Consider the following 23345-nt stretch of genomic DNA (forward strand, 5'->3'; position numbering starts at 1 on the left):
AATTTAACACAAAATAACGCCTTAAAACGTCATTTTGTGCGTTTTAAGGGTATTTTGATTGAAATAAGTGCGTTACATATACATACACGTTAATAATCAATGTTTTTGTCCTTAAGCCATTGTTGATAATTTTTATACTCAATTATTTCACCGCTTTCTTGGTCTCGTCGTCTTGAGGGACTCCAGCCATCAACCACAGGGATAAAAACGCATCTACAATTGGGATGCAAGGGGATTTCTGGCCTATCGCCATCTAAATCAAAGATTTGCCCATCTAATGCCTGACACTCCTCGCATGTGTTATCTTCAAGCGTTGCATTCCACATGACTTTTTGCACCACACCCGAATTGTGATATATTTCTTCTTGCGCCATTGTGTGCGCTCTTGCTACTTCTGTACTGATTAAGCGTTGGCTTTCATAAATACTACTACCAAAATCGTTTGTGATTTCTTTTGCTAATTTTCTGATATCCGTACCATCAATTAAAGCTCTTTCAACGCTATCACGCACCCTTGCAACTAACTTTGACTTGTTGTCCCAAATTCTATCACTAAATCTTTTGCCTTCAATCGGCATGTTTATTGCAGCTTTAACAAATTCGGGTTTTAGAATTGCGAAAGAAATACCTGTTTCGATGCCTTTATCAAGGATGTAAGCGGTTTTATAGTATGTTTCTTTAAAGGTTTTCTCTACAATGTCGCCTGTTAAAAGGATATCTTCTGCACCAAGTTCTTGTGCTAGTTTCAGCAACTCTTTTTCTAACTTCGATAACACACTAAATCTGTGTATTTTACCCAAACCCAAATCGCCTGTAATATCATACTCCATGTAAATGTCTGCAATTTGTTTCTTTATACGTTCTAAAGCCCGCTTATACGCTTTGAGCAGTTTTGCGCTTTCTTTTGTTGCCAATTTATCTGCATCTTGCCTAATTCGCAACAATTCTTTTTCTAAATCTCGCTTACTCATTGTTGCCACCTTCGTCTAGCGTCATCTGCTCAAGTATTTCTGCATAGTTACCGCCTGCAAGTTCTTTTTCTTTGCGGAATTGCTCAAGCTCTAGGTCAACATTTTCAACGAAGGGAAGAAGAGATAATAATGTGCGCTGACTGACAAGGTTTTGTAACTGATTGATTATGTTTGCAGTAACTGATATGTCCTGGGGAACGTTGGGAGTAAATTTGATTTTGATATTGCGGTAGTCGTATGTTTCATTGGTTTTCAATCGTATAAAATCAAAGAAGTTCTTTAATCTCTGTTTAATAACTTGCTCAAGTTGTGCTTGCAATAAAGCACATTTGTTTTCAAGCGAAATCAATCTTGAACGCATAGTAACGCCTGATAGGTTGCTCTGCATCTTTTCGGTGTGATTAATGTGGCCACTTATCTGGTATATCTTGTTTTCAAGCGTTTCAAGCAGGTTTTGTATAAAAGCATCGTTGATATTCTTAATCAAAAAACTTACATTACCATTGTTAGGTACAACGATAACGCCTGATTTCTTCATCTTGAGTAAGTCCTCTTCCTCAACCTTGGCATTTGTTATGGTTAGAAATGCTGTTCTGAAGTCGGAAACCTCATTAACAAGGTCGCTAATAACGTTGTTGTAGCTGTCATTCAAGGATTTGATGTCATCGATGAGTGAGCGCCTTTCGGGATTTGCCTTCATTACCTGAATTGGAACGCCATTAAAAAAGTGAGTATCAACGCCTATCTGAATTAACTCGTCACCATCAACCTTGTAGTGATAAATAAAGTTCTCGAAATACACGTCGATATATTCAGTTTCATCAAAACTTTTCTTGTAACTATGCAATGCCAATATAACTTCGCTTTCTGCATCTTCTGATTCTACAACGTAGCAGTTAAGGGGAGTAAGCACCGTTGCCTTAAAGTCACCATCTTTGTTGATGTATTGCAATTCATATGATTCACCAAATATCAACGCTTGTTTAAGCAACTCTTGATTGTGGACTTTTTCCCAAGTGCTGAAATTTCTATCAAGTAATGCAATTACTTCCTCGTTGTTGTCATAGGGAATATAGTTTATTGGATAACCTAAAACATAGCTAACCTCTTCATCAATAAACAAGCGGGGAAAATTACATACAACACGCATATTGGAACGTGCATCTTGCATAGCATAGTTATGAAGTATATCATGGTCGCCTCGATAATATCTGTCGTAAACGGTATATTTTGACTGATTTTGCTTAAGTAGTTTGTAGCACTCATTAACAACTTGTTCAAAGTTTTCCATTTTTTCATCTCTCCTTAGAAAAGTAATCGTCTATCAAAAAATTGCAACCTCGGTATTGTTTCGATGTTGTCTATACGCAAATCCAACTCAGCCACCACATCGGCTGCGTCATCATTTGTTATTCCTTCGCCTTGATATTGAAGAATTTGATTGTAAAACTCCTCATCATCACGATTGAAGATGATAAAGCCATTATTTACCTTGCCTGCTATAGCTCTAATCTTTGCTTCTTTGTTTTTCTTTTGGTATTCATTTATGAAAACAAAATCCCTGTTTCTTAAAACAGGGTCTTGAGCGATAATTTCCTGTATTCGCTTAACATCTGCCTTCTGATATGTGTTGGCTTCAATAACGATGTGAGTAATATCAGGATACTGCTTAAGTAGCTCAATCACTTTCGCAATATAACCATCAAAGTCCCATTTGCCAATAATGCCTTTGCGGATATACCTATAGCCATTATTATCCTTTGAACCAACACAAATAGCTGTATAGTCATTTCTATTTGCTGTCCCAACTGCTGGGTCTGCAACAAGCATCGTTTTCTCAAATTCGTGTTGTTCAATCTCTGCTGGAGATTCGGTTTTAACTTGGAAAAAGCATTTTTCGCCTACCTTGCTGGCATCATTCATTATTTCTGTTTTAAATGCCTGTGGATCTGAATAATAACGCAAAGCTAAATCAACACAAGTGTATTTGTCCTCCCAAAGTCGGGGGAATGTCATCTCGGCTTCGTGTTCGTAGAAGTAATTCTGTGCATCTATCTGAGCATAGGGATTCTTGTTGTCAAAGTATATACGCTTGAATTCAGCCCAATGTCCGCTATTGAAGTAGTCATCTACATCAAAGTTTTCTATGGGAATACCCCTTTTTAGGATATGCTTCCACGTTTTATCTTTAAGAAGGGAAGAGATAAGACAATCTTGCGCCAATACTGTGCCAATTACGATATACTTTGTCCCTGGTTTTATCTTTTTACCATCACGATAAACAGGGGAATCACCTGCATAAAGTACGTCTTTATTGAGAATTTCAAGTTTTTTCTGTTTAGCTTGGTCGGTTAAAACATCGTCAAGTCCTTGAATATCATCCAAGCAAATAAATGTTGGTCTTCTACCTAAATGCTTTCTACCACGCATCGATGAGGTGGAGGATATGGCTTCAATTTTGGTATTGTTAGTAAGATGTAACTCATTTTTGTTAACGGTATAATTCTTTGAATCAATTAATTCACCAAATGAGCGCTTAATCAACTCATTTTGTTCAAGCGCCATTCTTACGTCGTACAGGAATTTTTGTGCATCGGCTTCGGTTTTACCTTGAATAATCGAGTAGAAAGAGAAACCATAGCAATGTAACCAAAGCGTAAGCGCATAAGTAACAACCGTTGATTTTGCATGAGCACGAGGGATACACAACACTAACTTATCGTATTCATCTTTGATAAACATCTTCTCTAATTCATGCCAAAGCTCGAAATGAAAAGGAGCAAGTTGCCTAGCTGTGTTGGTTTCCTTGGGGATGAATATGTCTTGTAGGTAATATAAGCAAAAGAATTCGATACTGCGTTTACCTATGCTGTAAGCAAGGTCATCTAATCTATCAGCATTATCAAGGATAATCTGCTCTGCTTTTTCTTCATCATTCAGCATTTTTGTAAGGTATTGATGTATTAACTTAGTGTTGAGTGCATCCACGTTTAATCACCGCCTATGAAGTGGAGAAGGAATAGCAATGCTGAGATAAAACAGGTTGCCATGATGTAATGAGTTCTGTTTGATTCTTTTTGATTAAGAGATTGTCCCAAGTAAGCTAAATCGATGAGTGCTAACAAGATAATGAGGAAGATTCGCATTGTTGTTCACCTCGAAAGTTAGAAAAATTTATAAAAAATTTGTAGAGGTAATCGAGCCACTTTTTGGCAATTCAAAATTAGAATGATACCCCCTTCAAACAAAAAAGAAATGATGCAGTACCCTGCAATAAAAGCAAGGTACTGCATGATATCGGTAAATTAGCTTGATGGATATTGCGTCCATATTTCACCGCCTTCTTTGAAAGCGGAATAAGGACTGGATAAAATGTGTTTTTCTTTTTCTTCTCAGAATTAAAACAACTTGAGATTGATTAGCATGCGGAAAAATACCCATCAACTCCCAACCGTTAGCTCCATAGCGATTTAGAACATGTGCAAGATAGCGACCATCACCAATTTCCTCAATTTCAACCAAATATTCCCACTGCATAATTTTCACCCTTTCTTTTTTATTCAAATTAATTTTTTACCTCGAAGGTAAAAAATTGTGTAAAAAATTTATAGAGGTAATCGAGCCACTTTTTGGCAATTTGAATTTAGAAGGATACCCCCTCTTTTTCTTTTCGCTACAACTACGCTAAATAAAATTTTAGTGCAGTATCCTAGCATAACACTAAGATACTGCACTACCCGCAGAAAGGGAATAAGGAGGTTTTAAATATGAATAATGTCAACCAATCACATTGTTGCCATATTTATACTATTCGCAAAAATATAATTTTACGCAATTTTTATGATGATATCATCCAATACAACTATCATTGTACAAGATGATTATTGAGCATTAGGGAAGGGAAGGATTGTATCATCCTGAAGAATGTCTTTAAGTACATCTTTATCAACTTTTTCGCTTGTTTCTTCAGTTTTCTCAACGTCAATATCAACTTTTGAACGGGGAGTACCATACACTCTATCAAGTAGGTATATAGCAGCATCAAGCTGCACTTTTTCGGATTTTGCTTTGGTTGCAAGGAGCTTAATTTTGTTTATATACAAGTCCAAATCTTTCACTATCTTTTGATTGCCCGCTTTGACAATTTCCTGTCTCCGTTTGTCCAGCTCAGCCCTAAATTCTTCATCTTCCAACCAATTATAAATCGTCTGCCTACTAGCATTAATTAACCTCGCAACATCACTAATCGTGTATCCTGCAAGGAGGTAAGTTATGGCCTGTTCCTTTCTCTCATCTAAAATCATTATCGTATCACCTCCTTTATACGCTTATACAACGTTATCCGTATTTTTTACACCCTAAAAAAAAGAAAAGCCATAATTGGCTTTTTATTTATTATATTTTTGATCCACGATATTTTTTGTTTCCGCATCTTTTATCTTTTTATCTAATACTTTTGCTAAACATTCGAGTTTTTCTTGTTTTTGTTTAATTCTATTAATTTCTTTATTAATATTCTCTATAGCTTTTCTTAACTCGTTTATTTCTTCAGCAAACATTTGAGATAATTGCTCTGATTTTAATATTTCTAATTTAATCTCATTTATCCTGTTTTGTTTTTCTAGTTCTAGTAATTCAATACGCAATTTATTCCACTCATTTTCTACACTATTTAACCAATCATTTAAAATAGTTAATCTATCCATACAAATCCCCCTTTATGTAAAAAGTTGTTATAATAACTGATTCTACATAAATGGGGAAATTCCTCCAAATTATGTTAAGATTTTTGGTTAATCAGGGTATCCCAAGTATACTATATGTTTTTTATCCCTGTTATCCCTAATAATTAACCTAGCTTTCTCATGGGCTATCTTTTTTAAAACTTCAGTCGTTACAGTTTTTATTCTAAACTCTTTGATAACACTTTCACCGATATTTAAAGGAATAATTACAGTATTGATGTCCACATTCAAATTCTTCATATCACTGCCCTTCTTCACATTACATTATCAAAAACCCTATTTTTTACCGCTTATTCCTACCACTGATAAAATAATAGAAACAATGGAAACTATCAATGAGAAAACAGATATATACAATGAACGTCTTTGATATTGCACTTCTGGCTTATCTTTTCTTGTCATACTTTTTTCCTCTGCTACTAAAATTAATGCGTCTATATCATACAAGTCCACTTTAAATCTGTTTTTAAGCAGTTCTTTTTCTTTACTATCATAAGGACGAAATAAAGCATCAATTATTTCATTTACTTTTTCTTTATATTCTTCAATAGTACTATTAACATATTGTTTCAATATAGCTTTGGCTTCTTGCCATATTTTTTGTTTAAATTTAATATTTAATTCGTTTTGCATATCAAAGATTGTGTTAATTTCTTTTTTTATAAATTCATTTAATTTCTTATTAAATACAGAATAATGTTCTATTATATACCTTTCCTTATTTATTATTTCCACAAAGAGTGCTTTTTCAATTTCCTTAAAATCTGCTTCACAATAGTCAAAAAAACCTGCAAAATCATTTTTTATCTGAAGCGATATCAAATCGATAATCTTCTTGTTTTTCCCAAACAACATGTAAATCCCTCTTTTGGTAGGATATTAACTATATTATATTAATACTACCAAAAGAGGGATTTTCCTTCTTCTTTTTTCCTATATTTTGACAAAAAATCCTATGCTTCATCCTGCCTTTTTCGCATTGCTGCCTGAAATCTCTCTTCGGGTGAAAGCCCAGTCAGGAAATAATACTTGATTATGTTAAATCCCTTGAATTTCTCCAAGTATTCTTTCGTTTCTGGTTCTTGCTCTACAAACTCAAAATTATTCTCAGCTATCACCTTAAGTAAAGCAATATCAGCTAACGTCATTTTGTTGACGTCAAACCATGTTCTTTCAAAGATATCCTCCAAAATCACTCTATATTCTGCTGAAAGCATAATCATAACTCCTTTCAGTTTATTTTTTAACCCCATTTGGGGAATTATACCAAACATTACTTGGTCAATCCCAATAGCCTGCTCAAGGTCGCATAATCTGCTTCTTTCCTGCGAAGTATATACTCATCTATATCAAAATTTGCCCAAGCCAGCAATACGTCATACTGGTTTTCGAGGATATTATTGACATACTCAAGCGTTATCAATGCTATTTGTTTTAACGTCACCAAATCAGTTATGGTCATTTTATCAATATCTCCACCTGTTCGCTCAAAAATATCCTTCACTGCTTCATCATACAACCTCAAATCAACGCTCATCGATATCACCTCTTAAATTTTGTGAAACTTTTGCGTAAATCGCTGAAATACTCAATTTTAATCTTGTTACCACCATCCTCTTTTTTAACAACCTCAACATCACGTTTTTGATTAAACTCACGTATTTCCTGCATAAAATCCTTGATATCCTGCCTTAACTGCTGTATTTCCTGTTTTAAATCGTTGATGTTTTCTGTGATAATATCAACAATACAATTAAGTTCCTTTCTGCTAACATAATCATGCTCTAATGCTTTATCTTCCATCTTAATCCACTCACACAACTGATTTAGCTCCTTATCTTTTGCTACTGCATCATCCATTTTTTATCGCCTCCATAACTTCTTTGAGATCCGCTTTTTCTCCCGTTACTTCTTGATACTTCTCCGCATAAGCAATAATCGTATTAGCTAACGCCTTCATCTTTTCACCAAGGGTAAAAGTACCCTTTGGTTGAATAAGTACCTCAATGACGGCATCCCTCAAGGGTATCTCACAACTGCGGCTGAATTCCCTGAACGTCATTCTTTTCCACGCTCCTTATTTTTAAGCACGGTGATATTTTTAAACACCAACCGCAAATACTGCACATACCAACGAATCTGTTTATCTTGCTTAAACTTTTCGATTACATCAAGTATTTTTTTGTTTTTTTCGAACACAAACACAATCTTGTCTTTATCGTTTTTTACGATTCTCTCGGGAGTAATACCGTTCATACGTAAATACGCTACAACATAGGGATTTGATGTGTAGTGATATCTTTCTTTATCTACAATCAACTTTATCACTCCTTTTTGTTTTTGTTTTTCTTTCTTCCGTTTTAGCGTGCGTTAGCACGCATATAGTCAATAACACAATATCTTTTTTCCATGTTAGCGTCTGTTAAGACGTAAAAATACTAACAATACAACAACATGCTTTAACAATACAACTACATCACCGAAAATACCGCATATTATCGATGTTGTAGTGTTTTAACGTACATTAGCGCAAAAATCATGTTATTATTTTGGTGGTAATTTGAAGTTTACGTGGTAATTTTTAGTTTAAGTGTTAACAAAAAATATAAAAATAATAGTTTTAGTGCTGAAAGTACTAAAAGACACACAACTTTGTTGTGTGTCGTAATATCTTTTTTCTTTTTTTCCATGTTAGCGCATGCTAATGCGCTGTAATACCAACAATACCATATACTACCAACAAGATAATTTTCTATCTTGTTAGTAAGTTATATCCACCTCGATAACAACGCTGTTCTATCGAAGACAAGGTGGTAAAGGAAACTACCGAGAAAAGTTTGTCGTTATTTTAGGTGGTAACTTGATATTTTAGCTGATAATTTCCAAGTTTTGGTTGTTTAAAATAAAAAGAATGTGTCTCCCTTTAAGCTAACAACAACACTTTAGGAGGGTTCAGAGAGAACTTTGCTAAATCTCAAAAAAATTAAAATAAAAATCAAAATTTGCGCCAAGGCGGAAGCCGAAGGCGCAAGCGACACAACGAATGTTGTGGCGCTTTAATCAAATTAATTTTTTGTTTTATCCATCTTAGCGTGCGATAGCACGTTATCGTAATTAAGTTTTTTATTGAAAGTACAGTGGTTCTATCAAACACCTAGCGCAAAAAAGGGAAATATCGGTTTTATGGTATTTAATAGTTTTGGCTGGAAATTATTGGTTTAATAGTTAATCTTGTTTCTTGTTTTATCAAATAACCGGAGAAAAATGGGAAATGTTGATTTACTGGTAATTGATAGTTTTGCTTGTTAATTACTGGTTTAGGTGGTAATTTGATGGTATTTTTTTATTTTTAAGCTAGGCGTTGGAGTATTCTCTAGCGATACAACATTCGTTGTATCGCTTTCGTCTGCTTTCAGCATCCGAAAAATGATTTTTTTATTTGATTTAAACTTTCAAAAAAAGTTATCCACAACCTTCAAATACTGATGAATACTGAATTAGAAGAAAATCGTGAAAAGAACTATATTAAATATATTATTATAGAAAATTTCACGATTTTTGAGAGTAAAAAATACCATCAATTATTAATTCAACTTGGCAAAAACAATCCAACTGTCAAATATAAGATACTAGGAGCGTCGATGGTTAATTTTTCACGTTTTTAAATTTTTATATATGCTAACATACTCCTAATTAAGAATGTTTTTGATGTTTCTGCAAAAATATGGTACAATTAAAACTAATCGCTCCAAAAGGAGGTATCGCTTTATGGAAAACGCTGTCAATCAACTAATCCTAGCTATATGTCTTATTGCCATCCCTATTTTAATAATGGTATTAATTGATTCAGCACAAAATAAAAAACATAAACCCAAAGACCACTTTAGCAAAACACTTGTCCATGTAGGGGGACATCCATACATACCTACAGACGCCGTAATTGATTTCGACATCATCGACAACAAAGTTTACCTTATACATGGAGCAAACAATTATAAAGAAGAGATATTACCGCAAAACATCAAACGCTGCGAAGTAAAAAACGAACAAGAAATAACTTATGACCTCACAATACCACGTATGTTGGTTCTAGGGCCATTAGCTTTAGCTGACAAGAAAAGAAATGTGCGTGATAACTTTTATCTGTTTCTCTCTTATGAAATTAAAGGAGTAGAAGTGAATTGCTTATTCAAAGGGTTAGATAATATATATGACATACAAAGCCAAGTGACAAGATTAAAGATTGAAACAGCACAAACGGAAGAAACTACTACTTAAAGCTCGTTGTGGTTTCACTTTTTAGGTATGAAAAGCAAGATACCGAATAACTTCGGCATCTTGCTTTTTTGTGTGGTATTGGATTATGATATTTTAAAGAAATAATGTCCTTCTTCCTTAATTCCTGCTTTTTCTAGATATTCTTTTCCTCCAAGGGTTTTGAGAGCTATAGAGAATAGTTTTCTATCTTCTATGCCAAGTAACTTCCTAACTTCAGCTTTTTTGATTTTCTCACCTTTTTTAAGCGATTTAAAGAAATTATCAACCTTTTTAACACGTTCATGGGTAACTGTAGTAAATAACTTTTCATGCCTAACTTCCTTTAATCCTTTAAATTGTTCAACCAACAAATCCTGTATCCACTTGTTATTGGTTACAACATATAATTCGCATTGGTTTTCTGAAGTATTGATACGGTTTACACGTTTAAGTCCTTGGTATATCGAGGATACTACGTCGGTTATACGCAATTTTTCTAATTCGATGTTGTTGACAAAGCCGTGGTTGGTATCTATCTTGTTTATTTCAAGGTCGCTTTGCTGTAAATCTTGTTTGGTATAGTATAAGTATTGCAGTACATATTTCACAAACTGGTCGTTTGGCAAATGAATCACAAAACACTTGTTAAACTCGCTCCAATCATTGCGGCCTCGCATTGAATCAAAATTTACAAACTGCACATTGTCGTTGAGTAGGGGAGAGATATACTTCTCGTCATCATCACGGCCAATAATCAATACTTTATCGGTTTTTGTGGTATGTTTCTTGATGTACTCGATTATTGCAGAATAATATTTCTGCTCGTCTTTATTGATAGCTGTTGTAGTGCTATTCTCATCGATGAACGTCAAGGTTGTGTTTGTATGCTGTATCTCTCGCTCGGCATCAAATACCCTAAATTTATCGCTAATTTGATACAAATGCAGGAATTTACCGCTGGCATCGAGAAGAATGTTGTTCTTAAGCAAAAAATAATCCATATTAGCGTTGTAGGTATAGAGGGTACTATTACATGCTATTACGTGTTTGTTGTTAAAAAATTGCTGTATTTCTTGTATTTCTCTTATCACTTGTCCCTTCTTCATGCCTGCTTTACGGGGAAATTTTGCCCTATTTATCAATTTGATAAGATACTCAATCTTTTCTTGTATTCGCTCATCCTTGATATACACAAACCGCATTTTCTTTTGGTAGTTTTCTGCAACCACATTATTGAGGGGATTAACAATATCACCCCATAACTGGCATAAGTCAGTATCTTTCTTGTTGTAAATTGCATTTTTCAATGTGGCAGTGATTTTTTCTGCTCTGCTAGCACTGTATTCTAGTATATCGAGTATATCTAGCTGCTCGTCAATGATGAGCAAATCCCTACCTTGGGTATAGTATTGTCTGCGCTTCTCATTGCTACATAATCTTGCGTAAAGCTCATGGGTGATGATGAGCACGGGATATTGGTTAAAATCTATCTTTTTTTCTTGCTTTTTGATAGTTTCTTCTTTGCTATTGACAACAAATGCTATATCGCCTAAACTCTGCTGTATTTTTTCTTGCTCGTCCATCAATTTTGTTACGATTAGTGTCTTTATGTTTGGGTCTATCTTATATAACTCTTTAAGCGCTTCGCATACTGTTTGTGTTTTGCCTGCACTTGCTTCAAACGTGAATACCTTAAGACACGGCTCATCTTTGGTAAATTTTGTAAGAAGGATGTGGTCTTTGAGGTCTCGCAAAGTATAATAGCGTGGATAATTTATATGTTTTGCTGAAATGCTGCTGGTGACGTATGGTGACATAGTTTAGTACCCCCTTTTTCGCTTGAGATTTTGTGTAAATTCTGTGATTGCTCGCTGTAGTTCTGGTGTATCTTCAAAGAGAAATACTTTTTTGCGTGGATCTTGTATACTATCATCAACTTTTAGCAAGTTAAATCCTTTGCGGATAAGGAAACATGCTAAACTCATCGATTTGATAACATAATACCCGTTTTGATGTGGCTGACGCATAATACAATACCTCCTTAGGTGATACAATACTTCTAAAACCTTTAAAATTGCCCTGTAACGGTTTAAGTTAAAAAGGTAATATAAAACTATTACCCTTTTAAATTTTGCACATAAAAACGTCTTTAAAGTCAAATATAAACGAAATAAGGGTATTTTGATAAGATAAAATGTATTTTCTTTCGTTTTTTTTCCAGTTAGGGTAGAGTAGGGGAGAGGGATACTCTCACCCTACCAATTGCAATTTTGCTTTAACGCTATTTGCGTATATCTGCTCAACCGATATTTTAGCTTTGTGGTCGATGTAGTCATTTAGGTCAACAAAACCAACTTCTTCATCATAAAATAAGATGTTTTTTGGGGATATGCTGGCTAATTTCTGTTCATTATGATATAAAGCGATACCTTTCTGCAACACACCTTTGCTGGCGTAAAAGTTCTGTTTTAACACAACCTCGCTGTTCTGGAGTACATTGGCTACGTTTTCTGGATTATCGGTTAGTGCAACAAGTACAACGTCGAATTGTTTGTTAGCTATTTTCTTTTGTTTTTTAGCTTTGACTTTTTCGATGTACTTGTCCGCATTTTGGGTATAGGGTAATTTGATTTTTTGATAGTAGTTACCCAAAAACTCTACTACTTCTACGTTTTCCTTGATTTCTTCTAACTGTTTAATGTTAATTCGTTGTGGAAGTTCTTTTGTAATGTCCTGTTTACTCTGCAGTGTTAGTAATAATCCTTCCCAACAGCAAGCCCAAGGGAATAGATAGCTCTTATCGTATTTTTTGTTTTCAATGTAAGTTAGATATACGGCAATACTAGATAGCAATTCTTTGTTGTCGCTTAGCTGGTTAACTAGATATTCGTATTTGGTAAACATATACTGATACTTCTTTTTTAGCATGTCTTGTTCTTCCTCGCTTTTTGCGTTAGCGCTTTCGAGTTTTAACTGGGACAATTCTTGTTTGAATTGTTGATATAGGTCTTTCATTACGGGATATATTTTTTGCGCCTCATCTGTATCAAGCAAATCAAGATTTAATAGCCATCTACCGCTTAAGTCCACATTGCATTTTGCCCATTTATCCCATACAAAGGTTTTTTGTTCCCATTTTTCTATATCCCTACACAACACATTTAGCGGCGCATACCAAACCCTTTTTTGATAGCCATAGTTTTGATTGTATTTGTATCGTTGCAAAAAATATGGCTTTTCTGTTTGCTTGATATCATCTTTTATAGCTAACCTAAAGCCCGTTTTAACGTAGTCAATCTCCATGCCTTGAGCAATACGCAAATACACTAATTTATCATCATACTGATTAGGATTACCATAAGCAGCCCCCAATGTAGTCCAAAATGTAGCATAATTGGTAATTTTGCCAATCTGATTATCCAATGTCAACAAATCATACTGCAAACTGCTTTCTTTTGATATTTTCGCTTTTTTCGGCTGTTCCGTGCCTTCGTTGATGTCCACAACAGGGTAGTTTTGCTTGATGTTGCCTTTTTCATCCTTATATTCTGTTATTACCGCATTGATAATCTTCTCGTCATTGGTAATAAAAAACGTGTCTCCATCTGTGTCAGCACCCCCATGCTTTTGTAGGGTGAGGTCATAGCAGTTAACAACAATAATATTGTCGTATCTGCCAAGCCATTTTTCGGTTAATTCGTTGTTAACAAAATTGAGTTTGCCAACTTCTGATGAGTGAATGAGGGGACTGCGAAATGTTGCCCTGATGCCTTCGACGCCTGCGCTAAAGAATTCGCCTTTTTGCAAACAACCTTGTGGTTCTAACTCTGCTGCATATTCGAGAAAATATATAGGGTCTTGGCATACAAGCGAATATCTACCGCTCACGTAAAATCTGCCTAATTTCATGTCGTTGATTGTTTTCTGCAATTGGCGTTTGATGAAATCTTTTACATAAGGATCTTTCATCATAACATCGCTATTAAGCATAATAGCTTGGTAAACCTTGCTAGCCATTAATCTGTCGTTTTCGTCATCGGCATCATCTTCAAACCTATCGGCCAACAACCCTAAGAAAATTTTTGTATATACAGGGTCGCCATCATATACTTTTTCCACTAAATTCTTTGTATAGCTAGCCAATACGATTAAATCTCTACCGCTCAAGTTCAAATTTTGCAAATACTGATATGTCGTCTTTGTCATTTTATCCGCTTTTTCTGTTGTTTCCGAGTATTTAGCGATACCGATATTGTACATACCTAGCGGGTGGTAGTATTTTTTGCGTAATTTCACGAATTCATCGTATGATGAAAACCAAGATTTACCCTTAAAAACTGTTTCGCTCCATATAGCGTCCAACTCTTCAATGTCCCATTCCTTACCCCATTTATCTTTTATCGTTTTAATGCCTTTCTCACGGTAAAATGTTTTGAAATCGAATTCAAACGTCATGCCCTTAACGAAGGGAAATAATCTAATTTGATAAGCGACTGGCACCTCTTTCAACCCCAACGCTTTTGCCACTTTTGTACCCCAAGTAGGGGAGTGAACGCCCATACCGTCATGCAGGGTAACCTTGACAGGATATTGTCCTTCGATTATCTTGTCCTGTGATATGTCGTATGATTTAATGAAGTCAGTTATTATCTTACTATGCTCGGGGACTATGCAAATCTTTTCTGGCACTACATCGACAAACAAACATGTAGAGAAAGCAAGCCCGCAATACGCTTCCCATTTAGAGATAACCACTTCATCCTGCATATGCCATTTACCAACTGTTATTAAGTTCATCATCGTATCGTATAGGTCTTCACGAATCAACGAGATAATGCCCCTTCTGGCCATAGAGGAAGAACGTGCAAACCTGACGTATTTTTTATCGTTTAAATATAAGCCATTTTCAGCTATATAACGCAACGCTTCTTTATCTTGCTTTGTATTCTTCGCTTGTACAAAAAAAAGTTCATCGATAAAATTTTCGCTATCTTCAACATATTGCCTGTTTGTTAGTTTATAAATCAACTCACAAACTTGATTTTCGGCTATTTTTATTTTTTGATTGTCTGATAAATCAAAAGAATATAGCTTATACCCACTTTTAGCAAAATCTGACAGGTTAAATAAATAAATAGTGTACTGTTTCCTTTTTAACATGCTGGTGATTACCTCCTTTTTGTTTTTTATGCTCTCACTGGAGCACAGCAAAAAACACACTTGACAAAAAGGGTAGGGGATGCTATGCTATTACTAGCGACAAAAGCAAAAAATATATAGATACGTTGTTTTTGAACGTATCTATTTTTTTATTTGTGTTTTTAAAGTAAACACAATTCACAATTATATTATATCACGCAACCCCCACCCTTGTCAATACTTTTTGTAGTTTTTACCTCCGTATTGCCTTTTAAAACGTTCAAATAATAAAGGGAATACATAAACATTACTTCTTTTCTTTTCTTGGCTTAAACGGCAAATCTGCGCTTTGCTGCTTCTTCTGTGTCTCTTCGATGAGTTTGCGCACCTGTCGCAATGCATCCCTGTAGATTTCAAGCTCTTTTAATACATTTTCATCTATTTTTGCCATTTTTCGGCACCTCCCCTTTGTAAATTGAATATTTTGCTGTGTTTTTATGAGTTAAAGCAAACGTAAATACATTGGAGAAGTCAATGTTTTGCTCATCGTTAAGATCACTAACAACATATTTAAAATGCTGAATTGGCTTAAATTCTGTATTCATCAACATTTCAAATTCCCGATACAAATAAAAAAGCTCGCAAATTTCTGCGAGCGGTAGGTTGGTATATATTTGATTGTTTCGGATGTGTATTTTTGCATAGAGTTTGTATACATCGATTATGTCGTAGAAGTCATCGATAGTATGTTTCTTTTGTAACTCATACAAGTGCGCAAAATCAAGCACATTATTAAGGTAAAAGTAATTATACCGCCTAAAACCTTCGTCGTAGTACCCTTTAAACGCTGTATCAATTGCTAACAATATTTTTTCTGCTTCCTGCGAGAGAAGAAAAACAGGGAAGTCGTAATAACTTAACAACGTCAAAAACGTACTACCACAATATTTTGTATGATATTTATCTCTTGTTACACCAAATATTGTATTAAGGTTGGCAATTTGTTTGTTGTGTTTGCTGTTTTTGTCTAACATCACTACGTGATTGCTCCAACCCTTGCCTTCTAGTATATCGATATCGATATACAATCGCTCATTATCGCTTTCGTCGTCTACTGCTTTATAAAGGGTGTGGAAGTCATAAAAATAGCGAATTTTCCAACCAAAAGTTTGATTTAAAAACAAACAAGAAAGCAAACTATCGATATCGTTAGATAACACTAGGTCATATTCATCTTCGATGAAATCAACCCAAGCGGGGAATTTTGCTTTATAAATTTCCTGCATCTGCATCTACTCCTTTGCGTTTGTGATTTTATCCCTTTTAGTCCTGTTTTGGCTTATTCAACCCAATTTTTGGCTGATTCTTCAATCTTAATAAGAATTTGTGCCAGTTTTTGCTCCTTCTCGGGAGGTAAATTGGTTTTGTTGTGCAAGTATCGGCTGATAGTGTATATGCTCACTCCCAACTTTTCGGCTAGGAATTTCTTTTTTGTGCCGTATTTTTCGCAAACTTCTATTGTTTTCTGTCTTAAGTCCAACTTAAACACCTCCATCGTTGCAATTTTTTTTGCATAAAAAAGAAAAAATATATAAACCCCCTGCAAACCAGGGGGATTGTTTTAAAAAGGAGTGCACTAGCCACGTGGCTAGCGTGCAGGAATTCTCACCTGCATTAGGCACTGAGCTTTTTTCGGGAGGTGGCAGGATTCGAACCTGCGTGCAGTGCCCACACGTCCATTCTGTGGCTAATAGAAACGAGCTGGTTAGCTGTAGATTAAAAAACGCTTTCAATGCGAAAGCGTGGTGGTCGAAAAAGTGTCTCCATTTATATAATAGTTTCTAGGCAATTTGGTAATTATTTTTTTCCGAAAAATTTGTCCCTCATTTCTTATATAGCAAATCGGCAATTTTTCAATCAATTTTGACGTAACGCTTGCCTACAAAAAATATATGCTGTGTGCATGTGGTGTTGTAGCGTGAAAAAAGTGGTCTCACTAATAGAATAGTTTCTAGGCAATTTTATAATTGTTTTTTAAAGATGACATATTTTGGTAAATCCAAAAAGTTTCCCTCATTTTAATAATAGCAAAAACGGATTTTTATAACTAATTTTTTCGAAAAATTTGTCCCTCATTTTATATAATAAAAAAAAGCAATTTGTTAATAAATTTTCGTCACTTTTTCTTCGAAAAATACCCTCCACCTATATAATAACGAAAAAACATTTTGGTAATTAATTTTTTCGAAAAACTCCCTCCAATATATAAATAGCAAAAATGACTTTTGTCAATCATTTTTCGTTAAAACCCATGCACAAAAAAAAGAGAGTGCATCACGCACTCTGTTTTTGTTTGAGCAATTCTAGTTTGCGCTCAAGCTCGCTGGCGGATATACCTATAGTTTGTTTGTAATTATTTACCAATTCTTCTAGTATTTCGATGGGATATGTAGCATCATCGAGTAATGCACTCAAACCCTTGTAGATAGCATAATTCCAATAGAATTTTGCTTTTGACGTCATCATCAATCACCTCATCTTGAAATCAACACGTAATCGTCTACGTCTTCATCAAAAACAAAGTACCCATCGGTCAACTTCAATACCCTATCCCTAACTGGCTCGTATCCTGCTCGGAGGAAAAAGCGCAGGTCGTCGCTGGATAAGTTTTTGTAGGTAACTACTTTTTCAATGTTTATCATGCTATTTACCTCCTTAAAATTTTGTTTTTCTTGTAGTATCTTTTTCGCAATATTCATTTTTTGAATATCGCTGAATTCTTTGTCTCTCAGTATTGCTTGTATAAAAGCTAACTTTAGCGTTATATCTGCATCCTGCACTGGCATTTTGCTTTACCTCCATAGTTTTTTGTGGTATACTAGTCGATGTGATACACCTAGTTTTCTTTTATTTTAGCTACCTGAAAGGGTAGCTTTTTTTATTTACCAGTCATCCTCGCTCAGATTTTCTTCATCTTTTTTGAGTGCTTCTACAATTTTATCAATTTGCTTTATCTCTTCTTCCGAGAAGTTTTCTAACCCATATGTATCATCAACATAATCTTTAAAAACAAAAGAATACATAAAAACTTGTTGAAATCTTAACGGCAATTGTTTGTTTTGTTCCCTAATTTTTCTATTTTCCTCAAGGATTTCATTAATAAATTTACCAATATTTTCTTCTTTGAGTTTTTCTTTAAATTCTGCTAATTCTTTCTGAAATTCCAATTCCCTCCTTATTTGTTCTTCTTCTTTAACTTTCTTTTTAGACACTTTAATTACCCCCTTCTTTTTTATTAATTACTTCTGTAGTAATTTTATCACTCTAAAAGTATTTTGTCAACAAAAATGTTGTATTTTTTTCGTAAAAAGATATAATATTACTGGAGGTGTAATAATGATAAAAATAAAAGTATCCGATATGTTGGGAAAGTATAAGATGACGCAAAAAGAATTAGCACAAAAAACAGGAATTAGACCTGCCACAATATCGGCATTATATCACGAGACCATAAAAAGGATTGAAATAGCACATATTGACGCTCTGTGTAAAGCATTTAACTGCAAAGTAGAAGATATATTTGAGTATATACCCGATGATAAATAAAAACCACCTAACTTCTAGGTGGTTTTTGTTGTTGTGGTAGAGTCGGAGGGAATCGAACCCTCAACCTCTTGCGTGTGAAGCAAGCGCTCTCCCATTGAGCTACGACTCTGTTTCGTTTTAATTATAAAATATTTTTTTGTTTTTGGCAAGATCTTTTTTTAAACAGTTATAATACCAAATTCTTCCTTTTTCACTATTTCATTTTTAAAGTTTAAAATTAATTTCTGAAGTATAAATAGGGATGTATTATTACCTCTACTGCTCTCCCAGCTGAGCTAAGGTCCCGCCCCTATTTAACTTTGTATTGTTATTATATACCCGGAACTTTGCATTTGTCAATAGGGGAGAACTTATCAAGTTTTTTCTTTTACCTGCCAAAACAGTCCAGGCAGACCTTTCGCCCATACTTAAGCCTTATACTGCTCTCGGCGGCATATTCGCCGCAAGCCTCGCACTTTATGGAGGCATATATCCGGGATTTTGAATTCAAATATCTTAGATAAAGAAGTCAAGGAGGGATTATCTATGACACACAAAGAACGGGAACAACAATGGAAAGCCAGAATTGAAGCATACAGAGCCAGCGGTTTAAGTAAAGAGGCATTCTGCAAACAGCACAACATAAGCGTAAGACAGCTGCACTATTGGCTAAGAAAAGAATCTATAAAAGAAGAACAAACTTATAATACAGTCCAATGGTTACCTGTTAATTTAAGTGGCCAAGAAGACACATCTGGTTGCAATGTTTTAAACGTAAAAGTTGGTCCCGCTGTTATTGATGTAAGATAGGGTTTTGACCAGAAACTGCTACTTGATATTATAAAGATGTTGAGTGCTCTATGCTAAGCCCGATTTGTGTTGACAAGGTTTATCTTGCATACGGAAGTACCGACCTGTGGAAATCAATAGATTCTCTGGCGGCTATCATGTAGCAAAGCTTTGCTTTAGATTCTTTTTCAACAGTTCTATTCGTGTTTTGCAAGAAGAGCAGGGACAAGATAAAAGATACTGCAGTGGGACCACAACGAATTCTGGCTTTACTACAAAAGGCTGGAGAAAGGGAAATTTGATTGGCCAAAGGAAGGGGCAGGTACAGCAGAAATAAGCATAAGGGAACTGAGATGGTTACTGGATGGATTGTCGCTAGAGCAGAGAAGTGCACATAAAAAAGTCACTGTGAATACGGTAATATAAAGAATTTTTAAAAATTTTTTGAAGAGTTGAAGGTTTTTAGCAGTTAGTGTTGAATACAATGAAGATACATCAATACGCCTGAGGAGAGATATGAGGAGCGATTGAAGTGGAGTAAGCCGATACTGGATGAGTTTTATTCGTATTTAAAATACCATATGCCAAGGGTACTGCCTAAGAGCGTGTTAGGTGGGGCCATTAGGTATTGCCTAAATCAATGGGATAAACTTACAGCATTTTTGTTGGATGGTAGGCTGGAGATAGACAACAACATAAGCGGGAAGTCGATAAAACCGTTTATGATAGGAAGGAAGAACTGGCTTTTTAACAATACGCCAAAAGGGGTAAGAACCAGGGCAACGATTTACAGTATAGTTGAGACTGCCAAGGAGAATGGGTCAAATCCGTTTGAGTATTTGAAGTATTTATTCGAGAAACTGCCAAATATGGATATAGAGGATAAGGAAGCGCTAGACGAGATTTTACCATGGTCACCTACTTTGCCAGTTTGTTGCAGGGTGAAATAGAGATACGAAATTCCCACCATATAGAAGGTGAGAATTGTTTTCATTGCAATAGTTTGACATCGTCAGTTTAAGCTGCTAATTTTTGTCAGTTAAAGTATGAAAAAGTTTGAAATTAAGCCATTTTTCTTATTCCAATTGTACAATTTGTACCCACACAATAATGTTTTTTGTCAAGGTGGGAATTATTTTACGCTTACGTTGTAACATTAAACAAATATTTATTTTTTATAAGCAATGACTGATTGTAAAGCTTGACAAATGTTTCAATTACGTCCCTGTTAGAATTGCTTTCGTAATTACCCATATACGTATTATCAAGGCTCTTTATGCTCATCCTACTTATTCTTTCATAGGGTATAACGACTTTTGGAGGAACTAAACTGAAAAAACCTTTTAGAGAGTAATAATTATCCAACATGTAATTCTCTATTTTCAATGCCAGATCTGTTGGTATTTTAAACACCAAATAAGGGCTACCCGGCGCGCTGCGGTCAATATAACAGGCACAACATATTTCATCAATCCAGCTTATATCAAGTTCTTCTACCAGTTCCCAATTACCATTACCAGCTTGAAGAATCCTTATTTTGTGCATAAAAGGAAGGTTTACATGGCTTTGAGGCAATAGGTCATAGTGCTTTATTTATGGCACATACTGTTCTATTAAAGTTATTATTTTACCTTCCTCCACACCAATGTTCCACAGCGTATGTTCGTATTTCTCCACATATGATTTTAAATCTCGCAATGGAATTTGAATATGCACCATCTCGGTAAGAACCCAAACCTCGACATCTTGTGCCAGCGGATACCGTATTATATCCGGAGACGGATCTAATATTTCAAAACCGCTATCTCTGTTGGTATTAGAAATCCAGATGACCTCGTTTATCCCAATCTCATCTTCGTCTATGGATGTAATATAACCCTTTATATTATCCTTCAATTTGTTGTCAAACATTTCATCTGTATAATCAGAATAATCTAATATATCGCTGGGAATCCAGCCGGGCTTATCTGCTAGGGTTAAATTGTGTTCCCGTAAAAACTTTCTTACTTGTTCATTCATTTCCGATGATGGATTTGTCGATGAATATGATGCACTATTTGGCGATGTAGAACCTGTACTGCATGCGGATAGCATTGTGCACAATAACACACTGCAAAGGAAAATAAAAAAGTAACATATACATTTCCTTTTTATAATATTTTGCAAAATAGACATATCCAACTTTCAGTCCCCTTTCTTGATAAATTCAGAGGAAGCAGTTATTTCAAACTGCTGTCCTCCACGCTTATTTTTCAGGTGTATTATCCTTTGTTTGCCTGTGATTTCTTTGCCTGTGAGAATTTCACTCGAAGCCGCGTGGACCTTCTACCAGTACCACCTCAATGATTTGATAAACATGATGAACTGTGGTACCGCAGTAACCCTTATCAAAGGCTAGAAATTCCTCATAACTTCACTTAAGCCATGGCAACTTCTCTAATCTTTGATACTCATCCAAAATCACATAACTCCTGCAAGATAACGGCAGCAAATACGTTCAAGAAGATAACCTTTTTATCTCCGTTATGCCCTCGTTTCATTATACAGGAAATTCGTTACAAATCCATTAGAAATTTATAACAAATTCTTTACATCAATATTTGTACTCCATAAGGTAATTGAATATCGTTCGCAGCTTATTAAGTTCATCAAAAGTTTCTTGGTCAATACGCCCTTCTTTCTTGAAATACTCTAATTCATCACACACTGCTATAAGGCAAAATAGATTTGTTTATAGAATCCATTTATATTGACTTCCAGCAGAAGCTTTGGATTTGGATACATTTCAATACCCGGGATAAACTCCTCGGGGTAGCTATTCCTTAAATCCCCTATACGAAATTTGTTTATAATACGGTTCAGCATCCGTTTGATCTGTCGTTTGCTTAACTTGCCACTCTCTATCTCATCCTGAAATAGGTCTCTTCGCACACGAATAACTCCATTGCCGTATAACTCGAATACAGGCTTAGTATTATCAACTTCCTCTATGCAAACAATCCTATTGTTCGCCAGTGGATCATAGGAGATCTCTGACATTGGAATCACCGTTTTACCATAGCATCCAACCAATATAGATAATACAATCAGCAATACAAGTATTATTTTCATTTTCATCTCCTCTACTTGTTTATGAAAATTGGACTCTTATTCTGAAACTGACTTTTTCAGTAGCCATTACTACCACCGGTAAAAATAACGCTTTCCACAATATTAAATACAGTATTTCTGTCAAATGTTGACGATACCATGTACATATATATTTGATTTTTGATTATTAATCATACTAGATCAAATTTTGTATCCCCTGATTTGAATAATACCTAGCGGGTAAACCTTTGAACTTCAGTTCCTCACTAAAAATGCAGGATATCGGCACGGTCTCCCCATACATGTCAACCAAGGCGCGTCAAAAAGCCTCTGCCAACCGACGCGCGCCAAATCACCTCCGCTGACCAAGACCAATGCATCCCACATCTCAACCAATTCGCGTCAAAACACCGGCGTTCATTTCATGAACGGTATCGCACAGCGCCTCTATATCCTCGGCATAATGGGATGACAAAATAATGGTAGCTCCTTCCCTGTTTAATTCTTTGAGTACCTCGCGAATTTCCAAAACACCCTGCTTATCAAGGCCGTTCATAGGCTCGTCCAGTATCAACAGCTTTGGCTTTTCCATTATGGCCTGTGCAATGCCAAAGAATGTTTACAACGTCATTCTATCACAATAGAATAGAGTTGTCAATAGATGATTTGATTTATGTTGTTATTCTGTGATAATGTCATATTGAAATTATTCTGATATAATGTCATACATGAGAGAGGAGATATTCAACATGACACAAAAAGAAATGAC

The 23345-nt window shown here is 35.2% G+C and carries 30 protein-coding genes, 1 tRNA gene and 2 pseudogenes; 5 read left to right on the plus strand and 28 right to left on the minus strand.

The features are described 5' to 3' along the window. Nucleotides 1-89: 89 nt before the first annotated feature. The 13 genes from BM241_RS07975 to BM241_RS08035 all read right to left on the minus strand — a co-directional run bounded on the left by BM241_RS07975 (nt 90) and on the right by BM241_RS08035 (nt 8035). The gene (locus tag BM241_RS07975; protein ID WP_092282459.1) at nt 90-971 is read right to left on the minus strand and encodes a minor capsid protein; all 882 of its coding nucleotides are present in this window, start codon (nt 969-971) and stop codon (nt 90-92) included. Continuing rightward, a complete protein-coding gene (locus BM241_RS07980) occupies nt 964-2262 on the minus strand; it encodes a phage portal protein (protein WP_092282460.1) in 1299 nt (432 codons plus the stop codon). Before BM241_RS07980 ends, BM241_RS07975 begins: the two co-directional genes overlap by 8 nt. Nucleotides 2263-2276: 14 nt before the next feature. After that, entirely contained in the window at nt 2277-3959 is a 1683-nt protein-coding gene (gene terL, locus BM241_RS07985; protein WP_092282461.1) for a phage terminase large subunit, read from the minus strand. Nucleotides 3960-4304: 345 nt separating this feature from the next. Beyond that, entirely contained in the window at nt 4305-4508 is a 204-nt protein-coding gene (locus BM241_RS07990) for a DUF4177 domain-containing protein (protein WP_092282462.1), read from the minus strand. A 344-nt stretch (nt 4509-4852) separates the two neighbouring features. Next, nucleotides 4853-5275 (minus strand): IS630 transposase-related protein, encoded by a 423-nt coding sequence (locus tag BM241_RS07995; RefSeq protein WP_092282463.1) that lies wholly within the window; start codon nt 5273-5275, stop codon nt 4853-4855. 84 nt (nt 5276-5359) lie between these two features. Next, the gene (locus BM241_RS08000; RefSeq protein WP_092282464.1) at nt 5360-5677 is read right to left on the minus strand and encodes a hypothetical protein; all 318 of its coding nucleotides are present in this window, start codon (nt 5675-5677) and stop codon (nt 5360-5362) included. Between the two features lie 87 nt (nt 5678-5764). After that, a complete protein-coding gene (locus BM241_RS08005; protein WP_092282465.1) occupies nt 5765-5956 on the minus strand; it encodes a hypothetical protein in 192 nt (63 codons plus the stop codon). Nucleotides 5957-5992: 36 nt separating this feature from the next. Next, nucleotides 5993-6571, minus strand: a complete 579-nt coding sequence (locus BM241_RS08010; RefSeq protein ID WP_092282466.1) for a hypothetical protein — start codon at nt 6569-6571, stop codon at nt 5993-5995. Nucleotides 6572-6669: 98 nt separating this feature from the next. Next, complete coding sequence (locus BM241_RS08015) at nt 6670-6990, minus strand: hypothetical protein (RefSeq protein WP_092282467.1); 321 nt, start codon at nt 6988-6990, stop codon at nt 6670-6672. After that, entirely contained in the window at nt 6990-7253 is a 264-nt protein-coding gene (locus BM241_RS08020; RefSeq protein WP_092282468.1) for a hypothetical protein, read from the minus strand. The genes BM241_RS08015 and BM241_RS08020 overlap by 1 nt, the downstream gene beginning before the upstream one ends. A gap of 5 nt (nt 7254-7258) precedes the next feature. Further along, nucleotides 7259-7576, minus strand: coding sequence for a hypothetical protein (locus BM241_RS08025; RefSeq protein ID WP_092282469.1), 318 nt, complete (start codon nt 7574-7576; stop codon nt 7259-7261). Beyond that, complete coding sequence (locus BM241_RS08030; protein WP_092282470.1) at nt 7569-7778, minus strand: hypothetical protein; 210 nt, start codon at nt 7776-7778, stop codon at nt 7569-7571. Before BM241_RS08030 ends, BM241_RS08025 begins: the two co-directional genes overlap by 8 nt. Continuing rightward, entirely contained in the window at nt 7775-8035 is a 261-nt protein-coding gene (locus tag BM241_RS08035) for a DUF5659 domain-containing protein (protein WP_092282471.1), read from the minus strand. The genes BM241_RS08030 and BM241_RS08035 overlap by 4 nt, the downstream gene beginning before the upstream one ends. A gap of 1449 nt (nt 8036-9484) precedes the next feature. On the opposite strand from BM241_RS08035, the gene BM241_RS08040 reads away from it, so the two are divergent. After that, nucleotides 9485-9994: a hypothetical protein gene (locus tag BM241_RS08040; protein WP_092282472.1), complete on the plus strand. Its 510-nt coding sequence runs from the start codon at nt 9485-9487 to the stop codon at nt 9992-9994. A gap of 83 nt (nt 9995-10077) precedes the next feature. Here the strand turns inward: BM241_RS08040 and BM241_RS08045 are convergent, their stop codons facing one another. The 9 genes from BM241_RS08045 to BM241_RS08080 all read right to left on the minus strand — a co-directional run bounded on the left by BM241_RS08045 (nt 10078) and on the right by BM241_RS08080 (nt 18384). Then, nucleotides 10078-11790 carry a DEAD/DEAH box helicase family protein gene (locus tag BM241_RS08045; RefSeq protein WP_092282473.1) on the minus strand — a complete coding sequence of 571 codons (1713 nt, stop codon included), beginning with the start codon at nt 11788-11790 and terminating at the stop codon, nt 10078-10080. A gap of 3 nt (nt 11791-11793) precedes the next feature. Continuing rightward, complete coding sequence (locus BM241_RS08050; RefSeq protein WP_092282474.1) at nt 11794-12000, minus strand: DUF5659 domain-containing protein; 207 nt, start codon at nt 11998-12000, stop codon at nt 11794-11796. 223 nt (nt 12001-12223) lie between these two features. Continuing rightward, entirely contained in the window at nt 12224-15133 is a 2910-nt protein-coding gene (locus tag BM241_RS08055) for an RNA dependent RNA polymerase (RefSeq protein WP_092282475.1), read from the minus strand. 286 nt (nt 15134-15419) lie between these two features. Continuing rightward, on the minus strand, nt 15420-15563 hold the full coding sequence (locus tag BM241_RS12470; protein ID WP_177206127.1) for a hypothetical protein: 144 nt from the start codon (nt 15561-15563) through the stop codon (nt 15420-15422). Beyond that, entirely contained in the window at nt 15547-16398 is an 852-nt protein-coding gene (locus tag BM241_RS08060) for a hypothetical protein (protein ID WP_092282476.1), read from the minus strand. The genes BM241_RS12470 and BM241_RS08060 overlap by 17 nt, the downstream gene beginning before the upstream one ends. Before the next feature lie 53 nt (nt 16399-16451). Next, the gene (locus tag BM241_RS08065) at nt 16452-16652 is read right to left on the minus strand and encodes a helix-turn-helix domain-containing protein (protein ID WP_092282477.1); all 201 of its coding nucleotides are present in this window, start codon (nt 16650-16652) and stop codon (nt 16452-16454) included. Nucleotides 16653-17446: 794 nt separating this feature from the next. Then, nucleotides 17447-17638 carry a hypothetical protein gene (locus BM241_RS08070; RefSeq protein WP_092282478.1) on the minus strand — a complete coding sequence of 64 codons (192 nt, stop codon included), beginning with the start codon at nt 17636-17638 and terminating at the stop codon, nt 17447-17449. A gap of 8 nt (nt 17639-17646) precedes the next feature. Continuing rightward, entirely contained in the window at nt 17647-17958 is a 312-nt protein-coding gene (locus BM241_RS08075) for a hypothetical protein (RefSeq protein ID WP_092282479.1), read from the minus strand. 96 nt (nt 17959-18054) lie between these two features. Further along, nucleotides 18055-18384 carry a hypothetical protein gene (locus BM241_RS08080; protein ID WP_092282480.1) on the minus strand — a complete coding sequence of 110 codons (330 nt, stop codon included), beginning with the start codon at nt 18382-18384 and terminating at the stop codon, nt 18055-18057. Nucleotides 18385-18508: 124 nt separating this feature from the next. Here BM241_RS08080 and BM241_RS08085 point away from each other — a divergent pair, with 124 nt between their 5' ends. Then, entirely contained in the window at nt 18509-18718 is a 210-nt protein-coding gene (locus BM241_RS08085) for a helix-turn-helix domain-containing protein (RefSeq protein WP_092282481.1), read from the plus strand. 34 nt (nt 18719-18752) lie between these two features. Here the strand turns inward: BM241_RS08085 and BM241_RS08090 are convergent. Then, nucleotides 18753-18827: transfer RNA gene (locus tag BM241_RS08090), tRNA-Val, on the minus strand. Nucleotides 18828-19085: 258 nt separating this feature from the next. Continuing rightward, on the minus strand, nt 19086-19208 hold the full coding sequence (locus tag BM241_RS08095; RefSeq protein WP_143094077.1) for a TraR/DksA C4-type zinc finger protein: 123 nt from the start codon (nt 19206-19208) through the stop codon (nt 19086-19088). 35 nt (nt 19209-19243) lie between these two features. Here BM241_RS08095 and tnpA point away from each other — a divergent pair, with 35 nt between their 5' ends. From tnpA to BM241_RS08110, 3 genes and pseudogenes are all read left to right on the plus strand, one after another. Continuing rightward, nucleotides 19244-19507: an IS66 family insertion sequence element accessory protein TnpA gene (gene tnpA, locus BM241_RS08100; RefSeq protein ID WP_051456396.1), complete on the plus strand. Its 264-nt coding sequence runs from the start codon at nt 19244-19246 to the stop codon at nt 19505-19507. 219 nt (nt 19508-19726) lie between these two features. Next, nucleotides 19727-19912 carry an IS66 family insertion sequence element accessory protein TnpB gene (gene tnpB / locus BM241_RS13140; protein ID WP_394328178.1) on the plus strand — a complete coding sequence of 62 codons (186 nt, stop codon included), beginning with the start codon at nt 19727-19729 and terminating at the stop codon, nt 19910-19912. Nucleotides 19913-19986: 74 nt separating this feature from the next. Further along, nucleotides 19987-20436 (plus strand): annotated as a pseudogene (locus BM241_RS08110) (IS66 family transposase); the annotation flags it as partial. A gap of 193 nt (nt 20437-20629) precedes the next feature. On the opposite strand, the gene BM241_RS08115 reads toward BM241_RS08110, so the two are convergent. The 4 genes and pseudogenes from BM241_RS08115 to BM241_RS08135 form a co-directional block, all read right to left on the minus strand. Next, entirely contained in the window at nt 20630-21031 is a 402-nt protein-coding gene (locus tag BM241_RS08115) for a hypothetical protein (protein ID WP_143094078.1), read from the minus strand. 48 nt (nt 21032-21079) lie between these two features. Then, complete coding sequence (locus BM241_RS08120) at nt 21080-21505, minus strand: hypothetical protein (RefSeq protein ID WP_025748293.1); 426 nt, start codon at nt 21503-21505, stop codon at nt 21080-21082. Nucleotides 21506-22195: 690 nt separating this feature from the next. Further along, a complete protein-coding gene (locus BM241_RS08125; protein ID WP_025748294.1) occupies nt 22196-22597 on the minus strand; it encodes a hypothetical protein in 402 nt (133 codons plus the stop codon). A 367-nt stretch (nt 22598-22964) separates the two neighbouring features. Next, nucleotides 22965-23186, minus strand: a pseudogene (locus BM241_RS08135) (multidrug ABC transporter ATP-binding protein); the annotation flags it as partial. Between the last annotated feature and the right edge of the window lie 159 nt (nt 23187-23345).

This window comes from Caldicoprobacter faecalis, assembly GCF_900115765.1.
In the GTDB taxonomy this organism is placed as follows: domain Bacteria; phylum Bacillota; class Clostridia; order Caldicoprobacterales; family Caldicoprobacteraceae; genus Caldicoprobacter; species Caldicoprobacter oshimai.